General features: G+C 65.0%; 13 protein-coding genes. 10 read left to right on the plus strand and 3 right to left on the minus strand.

What is annotated here, in order from left to right; all coding sequences use genetic code 11:
• Nucleotides 1-221: 221 nt before the first annotated feature.
• The 6 genes from Q0R23_RS15480 to Q0R23_RS15505 all read left to right on the plus strand — a co-directional run bounded on the left by Q0R23_RS15480 (nucleotide 222) and on the right by Q0R23_RS15505 (nucleotide 5953).
• Nucleotides 222-1385, plus strand: coding sequence for a sugar ABC transporter permease (locus Q0R23_RS15480; RefSeq protein WP_293914402.1), 1164 nt, complete (start codon nucleotides 222-224; stop codon nucleotides 1383-1385).
• The gene (locus Q0R23_RS15485; protein ID WP_293914404.1) at nucleotides 1382-2254 is read left to right on the plus strand and encodes a carbohydrate ABC transporter permease; all 873 of its coding nucleotides are present in this window, start codon (nucleotides 1382-1384) and stop codon (nucleotides 2252-2254) included. The genes Q0R23_RS15480 and Q0R23_RS15485 overlap by 4 nt, the downstream gene beginning before the upstream one ends.
• 362 nt (nucleotides 2255-2616) lie before the next feature.
• Entirely contained in the window at nucleotides 2617-3414 is a 798-nt protein-coding gene (locus tag Q0R23_RS15490) for an HAD family phosphatase (protein ID WP_293914405.1), read from the plus strand.
• A 70-nt stretch (nucleotides 3415-3484) separates the two neighbouring features.
• Nucleotides 3485-4483, plus strand: a complete 999-nt coding sequence (locus Q0R23_RS15495; protein WP_293914406.1) for a PEGA domain-containing protein — start codon at nucleotides 3485-3487, stop codon at nucleotides 4481-4483.
• 264 nt (nucleotides 4484-4747) lie between these two features.
• Nucleotides 4748-5347 carry a rhomboid family intramembrane serine protease gene (locus Q0R23_RS15500; RefSeq protein ID WP_293914408.1) on the plus strand — a complete coding sequence of 200 codons (600 nt, stop codon included), beginning with the start codon at nucleotides 4748-4750 and terminating at the stop codon, nucleotides 5345-5347.
• Between the two features lie 48 nt (nucleotides 5348-5395).
• On the plus strand, nucleotides 5396-5953 hold the full coding sequence (locus Q0R23_RS15505) for an ATP-binding protein (RefSeq protein ID WP_293914409.1): 558 nt from the start codon (nucleotides 5396-5398) through the stop codon (nucleotides 5951-5953).
• A gap of 31 nt (nucleotides 5954-5984) precedes the next feature.
• On the opposite strand, the gene ruvB is transcribed toward Q0R23_RS15505, so the two are convergent.
• The 3 genes from ruvB to murA all read right to left on the minus strand — a co-directional run bounded on the left by ruvB (nucleotide 5985) and on the right by murA (nucleotide 9436).
• Nucleotides 5985-6989 (minus strand): Holliday junction branch migration DNA helicase RuvB, encoded by a 1005-nt coding sequence (gene ruvB / locus Q0R23_RS15510; RefSeq protein WP_293914419.1) that lies wholly within the window; start codon nucleotides 6987-6989, stop codon nucleotides 5985-5987.
• Nucleotides 6990-7408: 419 nt separating this feature from the next.
• Nucleotides 7409-8062 carry a hypothetical protein gene (locus tag Q0R23_RS15515; RefSeq protein WP_293914410.1) on the minus strand — a complete coding sequence of 218 codons (654 nt, stop codon included), beginning with the start codon at nucleotides 8060-8062 and terminating at the stop codon, nucleotides 7409-7411.
• A 90-nt stretch (nucleotides 8063-8152) separates the two neighbouring features.
• Nucleotides 8153-9436 carry a UDP-N-acetylglucosamine 1-carboxyvinyltransferase gene (gene murA / locus Q0R23_RS15520; protein WP_293914421.1) on the minus strand — a complete coding sequence of 428 codons (1284 nt, stop codon included), beginning with the start codon at nucleotides 9434-9436 and terminating at the stop codon, nucleotides 8153-8155.
• Between the two features lie 642 nt (nucleotides 9437-10078).
• On the opposite strand from murA, the gene Q0R23_RS15525 reads away from it, so the two are divergent.
• The 4 genes from Q0R23_RS15525 to Q0R23_RS15540 form a co-directional block, all read left to right on the plus strand.
• A complete protein-coding gene (locus tag Q0R23_RS15525; protein WP_293914411.1) occupies nucleotides 10079-10300 on the plus strand; it encodes a transcriptional regulator in 222 nt (73 codons plus the stop codon).
• A gap of 367 nt (nucleotides 10301-10667) precedes the next feature.
• Nucleotides 10668-12569, plus strand: a complete 1902-nt coding sequence (locus tag Q0R23_RS15530; protein WP_293914413.1) for a serine/threonine-protein kinase — start codon at nucleotides 10668-10670, stop codon at nucleotides 12567-12569.
• Nucleotides 12570-12706: 137 nt separating this feature from the next.
• Entirely contained in the window at nucleotides 12707-13045 is a 339-nt protein-coding gene (tatA, locus tag Q0R23_RS15535) for a twin-arginine translocase TatA/TatE family subunit (protein ID WP_293914415.1), read from the plus strand.
• A 205-nt stretch (nucleotides 13046-13250) separates the two neighbouring features.
• The coding region (locus Q0R23_RS15540; RefSeq protein WP_293914417.1) for a DedA family protein at nucleotides 13251-13798 on the plus strand (548 nt) is incomplete at its 3' end.

The raw sequence follows: 13798 nt of genomic DNA on the forward strand, positions 1-13798 counted from the left end.
CCGTGCCACCACCCTAGAGCAGATGTCATAAAAAGGGTCTTTTTATGACCGAGCGGAGCGAGTAGTTTTGACTGAGCAGGACGCAGAATGGAGGCGCGGGGAGGCTGTTTTCCCCGTGGCGTAATTCGGAGTACTGCTCTAAAAGGAGACTGTTTCATGACCATTATTTCGCTGTGCAGGTTCACAAGTGGGCCTGACGTCACACCCCCAGGAGCTAGGGCATGACCAAGACGCTGCCCAAAGTGCCCGCCGCCGCGCCGCGCCGCAAACGTATCTCGGCAGACCGGTTGTGGTCGGTTGCGGTGCTGAGCCCTTCGGTCGTCCTGGTGCTGATTTTCGTCTACGGCTTCATTGCCCGCAGCGGCTACGTCAGCCTAACTGACTGGGGCCAGGACCCGGTGCAGGCGCTGGCCCTGAATCCGGTGCTGAAATTCGTCGGGCTGCAAAACTACAGCGATCTGTTCAGCGGCTTTTTACAGGTCCGGTTTCGCCAGGAGATGACGAGCACCATCTTTTTTACGGTGTTTTTCATCGCGGGCTGCCTGGGCCTGGGCCTGGGCCTGGCGCTGCTGCTCGACCGCAACCCACGCGGCGAGGGCATCTGGCGCACCATTTTCCTCTTTCCGATGTCGCTGAGCTTCATCGTCACCGGCACCATCTGGCGCTGGATGCTGCAACCCCAGGGCGGCGTCAACCAGTTGCCCGCGCTGCTGGGCGCCAAGCCCGGCACCTTCGCCTGGCTCAGCAGTACGGCGGGCGTGCTCAAGCTCGACTGGAACATGTTGCCGCTGTTTACCGCCGTGGTGGTGGCGCTCGTTCTCGGCCTGGTGGCCTTCCGGGCGCTGCGTGAGGGCAACAGCAACCGCATGACGGCGGCCTTCATCTGCGCCGCGCTGCTGCTGATCTGGGCGCTGGTCATCGGCCCGAACATCAAACTGACGGCCCGGCCCGAATTTCACGGCTTCAACCTGGCGCTCATCGGCATCATCATCGCTGCGGTGTGGCAGATGAGCGGCTACACCATGGCGCTGTACCTGGCGGGTCTGCGCGGCATTCCCGAAGAGCTGCGCGAGGCCGCCCGCGTGGACGGCGCCAGCGAGGGCAAAATGTACCAGTACGTGGTCTTTCCGCTGCTGGCGCCCATTTCGCTCAGCGCCATGATTATCCTGGGCCACATCAGCCTCAAAATCTTCGATCTGGTCTACGCCATGAACGGCCCGGACAACAGCTACACCTCGGTTCCGGCGCTGAACATGTACATCACCTCGTTCCGGGGCAATCAGTTCGCGGTGGGCGCGGCCATCGGCACCATCTTGCTGATCCTGGTGGCGCTGATCGTGGTGCCGTACCTGGCCAGCCAGTTCCGCACCCAGGAGCGCACATGACCGTCCAGAGCGGACCCACCAGTGAACTCAGCCGCGCCGCGCCCAGAGCCAGAAAGACCGGGCCGGGCCGCATCGGCATGTACGCGCTGCTGGTCATCGCCGCGCTGTTTTTCCTGGTGCCGATCTACCTGCTGCTGGCCACCGCCTTCAAGACCCCGCAGGCCATCAACCTGAGCACCACCTGGCACTGGCCCGACTTTCTGAACTGGGCCTCGTTCAGTGAAGCCTGGGCCAAGATCGGCGGCAACTTCAAAAACAGCGTCTTCCTGGCGGTGGTCGCCACCTTCCTGAGCGCCATGCTGGGCAGCCTCAACGGCTACGCGCTGAGCAAATGGCGCTTCCGGGGCGCCAACACCCTCTTCGCCCTGATGCTGTTCGGCATGTTCATTCCCTACCAGGCGGTGCTGATTCCGCTGTTTCAGTTCATCAAGTCGCTGGGCCTGTACGGCAGCATCTGGGGCCTGATCCTGGCGCACGTGGTCTACGGCATCCCGATCACCACCCTCATCTTCCGCAACTTCTACGCCGACGTGCCCGACGCGCTGGTCGAGGCCGCCACCATCGACGGCGCGGGCTTCTGGAGCATCTACGCCAGGGTGATTTTTCCGATCAGCATTCCGGGCTTCGTGGTGGTCATCATCTGGCAGTTCACCCAGGTCTGGAACGAGTTCCTGTTCGCCGCCACCCTGACCAACAGCGGCTCGCAGCCGGTCACCTACGCCCTCTCGCAGCTCTCCGGCGGCCAGGCGGTGTCGTGGAACCTGCCGATGGCGGGCGCCATCATGGCCGCCCTGCCGACCCTGCTGGTGTACATCCTGCTGGGCCGCTACTTCGTGCGCGGTCTGCTGGCCGGGAGCGTCAAGGGATAAGGACGTGAGCAGGGCAAACCCGTCTTCCGAAGTGGGAAGGCGGGTATTTGTTTGGGAAGTGGGGTGTGGGGAGTGGGAACAGAGGGAGGGCATGAGCTGCGCTCACTCCCCTCACCCTTCCGCCGCTTCGCGGCTCCCTCCCTCTGCAAGCAGGTCTGCGACTCTCCAGCAAGGGGCGAGGGATCAACAATGAGCGCCCAGACGCTGTTTTCTACTCCAGACGCTGTTTTCCGCTGAAGTAGACCACTCCCTTCCAGCAAGGTCGGTTATGGGCAGTTGTGGAGCACGGGCGCCCTACCTGAGCTACACGATGTGGGGGACGCCGGGAGACAAAGTGCGTGTGGAACGAAGTAGGATGTATCATGCCTAGCGCGGCGACCGGCTCCCTCGCCCATCCAGCCCAGCAGCGCGGCATCACCACCCGACAAACGCACAGCGGCAGCGCCGCCAACGCCCAGCGCCTGCGCTCTACACTACCCAGCATGACCTTCGAAGCGATCTTATTCGATATGGACGGCGTGCTGGTCGACAGCGAGGTGCTGACCGGCGAGATCTGGCGCTCAGCTCTGCACGAACATGGCCTCACGCTGGACGCTCCCTCTTACATGGCGATGGCGGTGGGTCTGACCGTGCCGGGTCTATACACCGCCCTGGAACGCGAGCACGGCTGGCAACGCCCGGCGCCGTTCGAGGCCCACCTGAATAGGCGGCTGGGCGAGGCTTTCGCCAGCGTTCAGGAGGTGCCCGGCGCGGCCCTGCTCCTGGGGGCGCTCCAGACTGCTCATCTTCCTTTCGCGGTGGCGAGCAACAGTGAGCGCGAGCGGCTGCACCTCAAACTGGGCGCGGCGGGTTTGAGCGGACTGGTGGGCGAACACGCCTACGACCCCACCTGCGTCGGGCTGCGCGGCAAACCGCTGCCGGACCTGTATCTGTATGCGGCCAGGCAGCTCGGCGCCGACATCCGGCAGTGCCTGGTCGTCGAGGACAGCCTGACCGGCCTGGCGGCGGGCCTGAGCGCCGGGGCCACCGTCTGGGCTTTCACGGGCGGCGCACACGGCGTGGACGGCGCGGCATTGGTCGCAGCCGGAGCCGAACGGGCGCTGGCCTCCCACGCCGAGTTGCGGCGTCTGCTGAACCTGCCGGGCATCACTTCTGGATGACGGTTTCGGCTGGATGACGATTTCGGCTGGATGACGATTTCGGCCCGCCGTCTTCACTAGACTGGGCAGCATGCCACGCCTGCGCTCCGCGCCCGCCCTGTTCGCCCTGTCGACGCTGCTGCTGACGGCCTGTGTTCCAACCACGCTGCGAAGTCAATCCGGCTCGGCTTTGAAGGTCACCGCAACCCTCTCTGATTCGGCGCTGTCAACTTCGGCGCTGTCAACTTTGGCCCTGAAGGTGGACACCGGCCAGTACCGCCGCCCTGGCCCGGCGAGCGCGCAGGTGCAACTGAGCGGCCCAGCCAGCGGGGCGGGCACCTACCTCTACGGTCTACTCTTACCGGAAGCTCAACCTGGACGCCTGATCGTGCCGGAGACTCAACCCACCGCCGGGACTGCCAACCTGGCGCTGCCCGCCGTCAACGGATTTACCCAACTGTTCGTGGTCGCCAGCACCCGCCCGCTGGTGTTCGGGCCGCTGGGCAGCAGCGTGTCTGAGCTTGGTCGGGCGGTGGGCGCGGCCACGGCTGGGCTTGCGGCGGGGAGCTGGAATGTCAGCACCCTGGTCTACCGCGTCAGCGACTACGGGGCGCTGAGTGTGCGCAGCGTCCCAGACGGCGCCAACGTCTATGTGGGCGACACCTACCGGGGCCGCACGCCGCTCGACCTGGCGGCAGTGGAGGTGGGCCGCGCCCAGATTCGCATCGAGCGCGACGGCTTCGAGACCGAGAGCCGCACGGTGATGGTCGCCTCCGAGCAAAAGGCGCTGCTGAACGTTCGGCTGCGGCGACAGGCCACGGCCCTGCTACGGGTGACCAGCAGCGTGCCTGCCAGTGTGTCGATCAGGAAGGTCGGGGGCTCCGGCTCGTTCGCTCAGAGCGGCCCAGCGCCACTGGACTACACAGCGCCGCAAGAGTATAAACTGCTGCCCGGCGCCTACGCCCTGACGCTCACGCCCCAAGGTAGCGCTATCAGCCCGGCGCGACTGGGCATCGAGCTGGCCCGTGACCAGACGCTCGACGTGAGCTGTGCGCCGCAGGGAACGGCCCTGGTATGTCAGACCAACTGATAAGGACTCCGATTGAATCCCGTATGAACTACCGGCTGGGTCCGACCAAGCGTCCAAGCGTCGTCATCGGCCCTGCCCTGGACAAGAACGGGAGTGGGAGAAAGTACGGCCCTGTGTACGGCCCTGTGCGGTATGAACGCGCAGGCGGCGCGTCTTGTCCAGAACGGGAGGATGGGCGTCCGTTCACGACGATGCACCTACCGGGCGTCTTGCCTCGCCGCCTGGCCGCTTTTGCGACTGTGCGGGAATGGAGCGTAGGGCCGTATGAGGTCGCCTGAGCGGGCAGCGCCGGTTCAGGCCCGCCGCCCGTTCGCCGAGGCCGGGCTGGTCGCCGCCGTGCTGGTCGCGCTGCTGTGGGGCCAGGAGATCGCCGACGAGCTGGTGTTCGGGGGCCGTCTGGACCGCTTCGGGATCGTGCCGCGCCACCTGGACACGCTCAGCCACATCCTGAGTGCGCCGTTTCTGCACGCCAGTTTCATGCACCTGATCGGCAATACCCTGCCGCTGGCGGTGCTGGCCTTCCTGAACGCCCTGCGCGGCGCCGGGAGATTCGTGGTCGCCACGCTGGTCATCGTGGTGGTCGGCGGGCTGCTGGTCTGGCTGTTCGCCCGGTCCGGCAACCACCTGGGCGCCAGCGAACTGGTCTTCGGCTACTTCGGGCTGCTGCTGGCCAGCGCCTGGCACGAGCGGCGGCCCGGCGATATTCTGGCCGCCCTCGCCGCGCTGGTCCTCTACGGCGGCGCACTCTGGGGTGCGCTGCCGAGCAGTCCCTACATCTCCTGGGAAAGCCACCTGTTCGGCTTCATCGCAGGCGTGATCGCGGCGCGGCTGCTGAGGACCGACCGGACTAGAAAGCTGGTCTGAGCATGCGCCCAGGCCCTCATCTGATATCAACGAGAAGAGGAGATATGCGTGAGTGATGTCCAAAATACGAATCATCGGCCAGTTGTTATTCTTCTCTGTGGCATGACTGGTTCTGGGAAATCCACACTGGCAAAGCGCCTGGAAAGTGAATTTTTGTTTGTAAGATTTTCTATAGACGAGTGGATGATATCTCTTTTCGGCCATCATATGTCTCGCAAAGAATTTGACGATCGTATGGCAAATACTAAAACGAGAATCTTTGATATAGTATCACAGTTAGTTAAGTTAAACGTAAATATAGTACTCGATTATGGGTTTTGGCGGCAAGAAGAACGAGCATTGGTTTCGAAGATGATTAAGGATATCAACGGGTATCCCGTAATCTACTATTTAGATGTAGACGCCGAAATACTTAGAGAACGTTTAACCGTGCGAAATTCTACACGAATTGAAGGTGAGTTTGAAGTTACTGAAGAGATGCTCAAGGTATTTTTGAAGGGGTTTAGTGTGCCTAGTGACGAAGAAGCGGTTGAAATCATTCACCTAAGTGGACCATCATTGAACAACGATGTGCTGGCTAAACACATCATGAGGCTCTCAAAATGAAGTTTTTAAAGATAAAATTATTCGTCCAGCTTCAGTTGATGAACAGCGGTAATTCGTCGTCCGGGTGGCCCGACACCGGCAAGCCCAGGTGGGCGTAGGCGTGCGCCGTCGCCACCCGGCCCCTCGGCGTGCGCTTGATGAAGCCGAGCTGGATCAGGTAGGGCTCGTACACGTCTTCGAGCGTCAGACCGTCCTCGCTGATGGCGGTGGCGAGGGTGTCCACGCCCACCGGACCGCCCGCGAAGCGGTGAATCAGGGTCTCTAAGTACTTCTTGTCGCGGTCGTCCAGGCCCGCCGCGTCCAGGCCCAGCTTATCCAAGGCCATGTGGGTGCGCTCCATGCCGATGCGGCTCTCGCCCGCCACCTCGGCGTAGTCGCGCACGCGCCGCAGCAGCCGCTTGGCGATGCGCATGGTGCCCCGGCTGCGCCCGCCGATCTCCAGCGCCGCCGCCTCATCCAGTCCGAAGCCCAGCAGCCGGGCGTCGCGCAATAGATTGATGCCGATTTCCTCCGGCGTATAGTATTCCAGGTGCTCCATGATCCCGAAGCGGCTGCGCATCGGCGCGGTGATGAGTCCGGGCCGGGTCGTGGCGCCCACCAGCGTGAAGCGCGGCAACGGCAACTCGATGGTCCGCGCCGCCGGTCCCTGGCCCAGCACGATGTCGAGTTTGAAATCCTCCATAGCAGGGTAGAGGTGTTCCTCGGCCACGCGGCCCAGCCGGTGAATCTCGTCGATAAACAGTACGTCGCCTTCTTCCAGACTGTTCGTGAGAATAGCGGCCAGGTCGCCGGGCTTCTCGATGGCTGGGCCGCTGGTCACGCGAATATTCACGCCCAGTTCGTGCGCGATGATGTGCGCCAGCGTCGTTTTGCCGAGTCCGGGCGGGCCGAACAGCAGCGTGTGATCGAGCGCCTCCTTGCGGCCCTTCGCCGCCTGAAGGTAGACGCTCAGCTTATCCTTGAGCTTGACCTGGCCCACGTACTCGGTCAGGGTTTTGGGCCGCAGGGCGGGGTCGTTGTGTTCAGGCTGAGACATGGGGATACTGGACATGCAGACAGTGTAGCGCAGTTACGCTATTTGCGAAATAGGTGTGTCTGGGTTGGATGGGCTCTTGGGCGGGGACACAGTGTCTGCGGGCTGGACGGGCGGCTGACGGTTGCGTTGCGTGGGCTTCAGCTTCTTGCGAATGCGTCGACTCCCCCACCCCCCAGCGGGCAGCGGCCAGGCGCGTCCGTTCTGGCCAAGAAGGCCCGATAGGTGCCGTTCTGCCCAAGCGGTCAGGCCCTTCGTCGTGAACGGACGCCCATGAGGGTGCCACTCCTCCCATACGGGTGCCGCTCTGCCCAAGACGGGCGTGCGTTCACGAGGAGTGCTTGCACAGCAGCGGGTGACTCGCAGAGCTGCTTGCACAGGGATGCGAGCGCAACTCACGCCCTCCATCTGTTCCCACTCCCCTACCCACCCCCTTCCAGCTCAAAGCGCACCGTCACCTCATCCGCCACCTGCACGGGCGAGGTGTCCGGCAAGCTCACCAGCAGCGCCCCCCCGCTCAGGTCGGCGGCGGCACTCAGCAGGGGATAATCCACCGCCGGGTCCAGGGTGCCCCACAGGTGCGCTCCACTCGGCTGCCAGAGCAGGGCGCCCACCGGCTCGGCGCCTGCGTAGGCGAGAAGCAGGGCGTGGTCGCGCAGGGTCTCCAGGCGGGCGGCCAGGTGGCGGGCCAGCAGGGGCGACCACTCCGGTTGGGCGTGCGCCTCGGCCAGCACGTCGGCCCAGATGGGCAAGGTCAGGCGAGACACCTGCTCGATCTGAAGGGGGCTGCGAAGCGTGCCGACCCTCACCGTGCCAACCCTCACCGTGCCGACCACTTCGGCCTGAGCCGGGACGTGTCGACCCTCATCCAGTCGCGCCCGCAAGAGCGGCCAGCGGTGCTCGCGTGCCCAGACCTGAGCGGCGGCCCAGTCAGCTTCGGCGTCCAGGTAGGCGGCGTTGGCGCCCAGCAGGTTCACGCCGGGCGAGAGCAACGCTTCCGAGGCGCCGGGCCAGGTGCGGTTCAAAGTCGCCAGCGGGCGAAAGTAGGCCAGCAGCGAGGCCAGGGCAGGGTCCATTCGTCCAGCCTACGCCGCCGCCAGGTGCAACTTCACGGCGGCAAAACTCCCCGGCCAACACTGGCGCGGGGAGCATCCTGCTGGCGGCGCTCAGTCCATCGCGGAGGCGAGGGTCAGCTCGGACTGGCGCACGTCCACGCCCAGGCCACGCAGCCGCTCGGCGAAGCGCTCGTAGCCCCGGTTGATGTACTGCATCCCGTCGATGATGGTTTCGCCCTCGGCAGCCAGCGCCGCGACGACCAATGCGCCGCCCGCCCGGATGTCGGCGGCCTTGACCGGGGCGCCGTGGAGCTTGCCGCCCTGAATCACCTGGGTGTGCTCGCTGACGGTGATCTGGGCGCCCATGCGGGTCAGCTCGACCACGTGGGTCAGGCGGTCCGGGTAGATGCGGTCCACGACCACGCTGGTGCCTCTGACGGTAGACAGCAAAGCGCTCATCTGCGGCTGCACGTCGGTGGGAAAACCGGGAAACTCCAACGCCGTGACGTTGGTGGGCTTGAGGCGCGAGCGGCTGGCGTCCACGGTCAGGATGTCGCCGGATTCGAGAATATGCACGCCCATCTCGGTGAGCTTCATGCTCACGGCGCGCAGGTGGGCCGGACGCACGCCGGTCAGCGTAATGTTGCTGCGGGTGGCGGCGGCGGCCAGCATGATGGTTCCGGCCTCGATGCGGTCGGGGATGATGCGGTACTCGCCGCCGCGCAGGCTCGGCACGCCCTGCACCGTGATGGTGTTGCTGCCCTCGCCCCGGATATCGGCGCCCAGCGACTTGAGAAAGTTAATCATGTCCACGACGTCGGTATCGATGCTGGCGTTTTCCAGCACCACCTGGCCGCTGCCCAGCACGGCGGCCAGAATGGCGTTCTGGGTGGCGCCCACCGTCAGCATCTCGAAGACGTAGGAGCCGCTGAGCGCGCGGGGACGCTGGGCCGCGAAGTTGCCGCCCTCCTCCTCCATGTCCACGCCCAGCGCCCGGAAGGCCTTGACGTGCTGGTCCACGGGCCGGTAGCCGAAGGCGCAGCCGCCCGGCATGCTGACGGTGGCCTCCCCGGCGCGGGCGATCAGGGCGCCCATCACGATGAAGCTGGCCCGCATCTTGCTGACCAGCGCGTAGGGCGCCGCCGTGTTCAAAATCTCCGGGGTGTGCAGGGTCACGCTGTTGGGGCCGACCCAGGCGTGCTGCGCGCCCAGGTGGCCCACGATATCCAGAATGGTGTAGATGTCCGACAGCCTCGGAATGCCGTGCAGGGTCACCGGCTCCGTGCTCAGCAGCGCCGCCACGATGATCGGCAGCGCGGCGTTCTTGCTCGGCTGAACCGCGAACTCGCCGCTGAGTGGGCGGCCACCGGTGATATGCAGGGGCGTGATTTGCAGCATGGGGAGTCCTTTGGCGTCCGGCCCGCAGTGACCGGAGGGTAAAGCAGAGGAGGAGGATTGAGCGCGGCGTCGCGTTAACTGACTGTTCTCTGTTGCATCTTACACACCTTACTCACTGTGAGTCCAGTAGTGCCTATCATGTGCTCAGTAGCAAGAGGCCAGGTCGGGTCCAAAATACGGCCCAGGGAACAAAGCTTTATCCGAAATGAGGCGCACCAGGTTGGCAACCGGCAAGGTCCAGCACGCCAGAGAGCAACCGAGGTGGGCACTGAAGTGGATACCGGGGCGAGGGACGTCAGCCGTTCGTATGGCCTTCAGCATAAACGCCTGCGCCCAGAATTCCGTAACGCGCCTGGCCGGACATCTATTTAACCCCGCCCTCCCCGGCCCATCAACACTGCCCCGGCCCACAGACACAACCCCGGCGTCGCCCAGACAAGCAAAACGCGCAACCATACTCACTGTCAGGCACGTGTGCATGTTGAGCATCTGAGCACAGGCGTGGTACGCTTCATAAAGAACGGCGCTCAGTGAAGAATGGCCCGCTTTAGAAGTGTCGCTCAAGTGTCGTTCAGAAGTGTCCAGTCAGAAGTGTCCAGAATGGAGTCCGGAACGACGCGGTTGATTTGAGGAGTACCCATGCCCAAGAAGGAACGCAAGCGGTTGCAGGTGGTTATCAGCGAGGAGCAGGACGCGCTGCTGACCAAAACCGCTTATGAACTCTCCAGCCCGGAGCGCCTGATTTCCAAAAGCGAGGTCGTCCGGCTGGCCATCGAAAAGATCGCCAAGGAAATGGGCGAGGGCGAGCAGATCGAGGAGTACCGCGCCCTGCTGGAAACCGACGACCTGCGCGACGTCTGAGGAAGTCGTTCAAGGAAGTCGTTTCGCAAAAGGCCGCCCAGCGCCCAGGCAACACGGACCTCCAACCGCCGTCTGAGCGCTTCAATGTTTTTGGTCGTCGTGTTGAGGACCGGCTGGTTCCGGATCAGGCCGTGGGCCGCGAGAACTGCCGTCCAGCGGTGCCGGAACAGATTTTCGCGCGGCGCAATTTCGGTCTCATCCTGCCCGCGACTGCGCTGGTACACCTCCAGTTCACCCTTCACTGTTAAAGCTCGCCGACGCCGAGGTGTCGATCAGCACATTGACTGGGTGTATGGATGACTGGGTGTATGGATGACTGGGTGCATGGATCAATCCAGCGCCCGCGCAGGCGCTACACTCGCCTCCTATGGCGCTGAGCAGCGGGCAGACCCTATCGACGCGCTATCTGCTGCACGAACCCATCGGCGAGGGCGGCAGCGCCGAGGTCTTCCGGGCCACCGATCTGCACCTGGGGCGCGACGTGGCCCTGAAGCTGCTGCACGAGCAGGTGCATTTCTTGGACCGTGAACGCTTTTTGCGCGAGGTCCGGATTCTGGCGCGGCTGACCCATCCCGGCGTGGTCGCCATTCACGACCTGGGCCAGCACGAGGGCCGCGACTTTTTTACCATGCCGCTGCTGACCGGCGGCCCGATCAGCACGCTGGGGCCGCTCGAAGACATGCCCAGCAGCCTGGGGCGCTACCTGGGCGCCGCCGCCTTCGTGTCCAGGGCGCTGGGACACATTCACGCCGTCGGGCTGGTCCACCGCGACCTGACGCCCGGCAACGTGCTGCTGGGCGAGGACGGGCTGCCGCGCATCATGGATTTCGGGCTGGTCTCGATGAGCGAGCACACCCGCCACCTGACCCGCAGCGGCGTCACGCTGGGCACGCCCCAGTACATGGCCCCGGAGCAGGCACGCGGCAGCGGTGTGGGGCCGAGCAGCGATCTGTACGCGCTGGGCGCGGTGCTCTACCGGGTGGCCTGCGGCAGTCCGCCGTTCGTGGGCGACAACGACCAGAGCGTGCTGTTTCAGCATGTCTACGAGTCGCCCACCGACCCGCGTGAGCTGAATCCGGCCATTCCCGACAGCGTGGCGCAGATTTTGCTGCACCTGCTGGCCAAGAAAGCGGCGGACCGTCCGCCCAATGCCGAGGCGCTGGCCGAACTGTGGACCCAGGCCCGCCAGGACGCCGCCGCCCAGGGCGCCGCCCAGTACCGGGGGGGCCGTAGCCGCAGCGGGTCGCACAGCGGCGGCCCGGCCTGGCCCGGCGAGCTGCGCGAGCGGTGGAGCATGACCCTGCCCGGCGAGGTCACCTGGCCCTCGGCGGTCATCGGCGGCCAGGGCCTGCTGGCGGTGGGCACCCGCAGCGGCCACCTGGCGCTGGTCAGCAGCAGCGGCGACCTGCATACCACCTTCAGCGCCAAGGACGAGGTGACCGCGCCCGCTACCCTGCTGGACGGCAGCGTCATTTACGGCGCCTGGGACGGAGCGCTGCGCCGCGCCCGCTTCGACGGCACGCCGCAGTGGACCCACCAGACCCGCGCCGAACTGACCGGCGCCCCGACGCTGTGGGGAGGCCGGGTGCTGGTCACCTCCCGCGACGGGCACCTGCACGCCGTCGATCTGCAAACCGGCGAACTGGCCTGGGCCTACCGAACGGGCGGCCCGGTAGCCGCCTCGCCGCTGATCTGGGGCGGCGCCGCCTTCGTGGCCGACGAGAACGGCTGGCTGCACGCCCTGGACGCTCTCAGCGGCGCGCAGCTCTGGAAAGTCGAGGTCGGCGTGACGCACGCCACGCCTGCGCTGGCACCGCTGGGCCGGGGTGAGGCGGCGCTGATCGTGGCGACCTGGAAAGGTGAGGTTCACGCGCTGCACCTCCAGATTCAGGCCGGGCGGGCGGCACTCGCCCCCGAAGCCGTGCTGTGGAGCTACGACCTGGAAGACGAGCTGTGGGCCGCGCCCGCCGTGCAGGACTCAAGCGTGGTGGTGGCCGGTTGGGGCGGTCAGGTCCAGGCGCTGAGCCTGCTGGGCGGCGACGACCTGTGGGCACACCGCCTGGAGGGCCGCGTCACCGCCAGCCCGGTCATCAGCGGGGCGCAGGTCTACCTGGCCTCCGAAATGGGCGAGCTGTGTGCGCTGAGTCTTCACGATGGGCGGCTAGTGTGGCAGCAGCGGGAAGCTCGCGGCGTCCAGGCCACCCCGCTGGCCGACGGCGGCAGCCTTTACATCGCCTTTATGGACGGCACGCTCAAGGCTTACCGCTAGGTTCGGTTACATCCAGATGGAGCCGGGCGGCGTATATCCGAATGAAGAGGCCACATTCCATATTCGCCCTCCCCAACTGACCTAAACTGGGAATAAGCCGAGCCCCATCACCCTCAAACTCTCTGGAGGTCCACCCCATGCCCAACCTTGGAATGCCCGAAATCCTGCTGATCCTGGTCGCCGCGCTGCTGCTGTTCGGCCCCAAGAAGCTCCCCGACCTGGGCCGCAGCCTGGGCAACGGGATCCGCGAGTTCCGCAAGGGCACGGCGGGTCTGAAAGAGGAGCTGGAAGGCTCATTCAAAGAGGAGGCCGTCGCTGCGCCGCCCGTGCCCGCTACCCAGACCATCCTGGCCAGCACCCCCGCCCCGGTCAGCCTGATCCCGGCCCAGAGCGCCGCGCCGGTCAACACCCAGCCGGTTGCCTCGCAGCCGGTCAACCTCAGCAAAAGCACCGACGCCGAGCCGCACCAGGCGTAGATTTCCCTCTGTTCAGCTTTCTCTCCGTTCAGGCGGCCCTTCCACACCGGGAAGGGCCGCCTGGCGTTGGTGCGGATGTTCGGGTGGGCACAGGACTGATACAGGCCCAGACTTTCAGCACAGACTTTTGGCCCAGACCTTCAGCACAGCTCAGCACAGACTTTTGGCTGACGGCGCCGGGCGGGCGGCAGCGTAGACTGCCCGAATGCTTGATCCAGAATACCTGCTCAAAACGTTTTCCTACCTGGGGCTGTTTCTCATCATCTTTGCCGAAACCGGGCTGCTGATCGGCTTTTTTCTGCCGGGCGACACACTGCTGATTACGGCGGGCCTGTTCGCGGCACGCGGCGACCTGAACATCTGGCTGGTGGCGCTCATTGTCATGGTCGCGGCTTTTTTAGGCAACGCATCGGGCTACTACATCGGGCGCACGTTCGGGCCGATGGTGTTTGCCCGCGTGCCCTTTCTCAAGGCCGAATACGTCGAGCAGGCGCGGGAATTCTTCGCCTCACGCGGCAACTCGACCCTGATTCTGGGCCGTTTTATCCCGATTATCCGCACGCTGGTGCCCACGCTGGCCGGAACCATCCACATGAATGAGCGCACCTTCATGGTCGCCAACGCCGCCGGGGCCGTGCTGTGGGGGCTGGGCATTCCGGTGGCCGGGCTGGTGCTGGGCAAGCTGCTGCCCAGGGACGTGCTCGACAAATACATCCTGGTGGTCGTGGGCGTGATCTTCGTGGTGTCGTTCAT

The sequence above is a fragment of the Deinococcus sp. genome (genome assembly GCF_025362455.1).
GTDB lineage: Bacteria > Deinococcota > Deinococci > Deinococcales > Deinococcaceae > Deinococcus.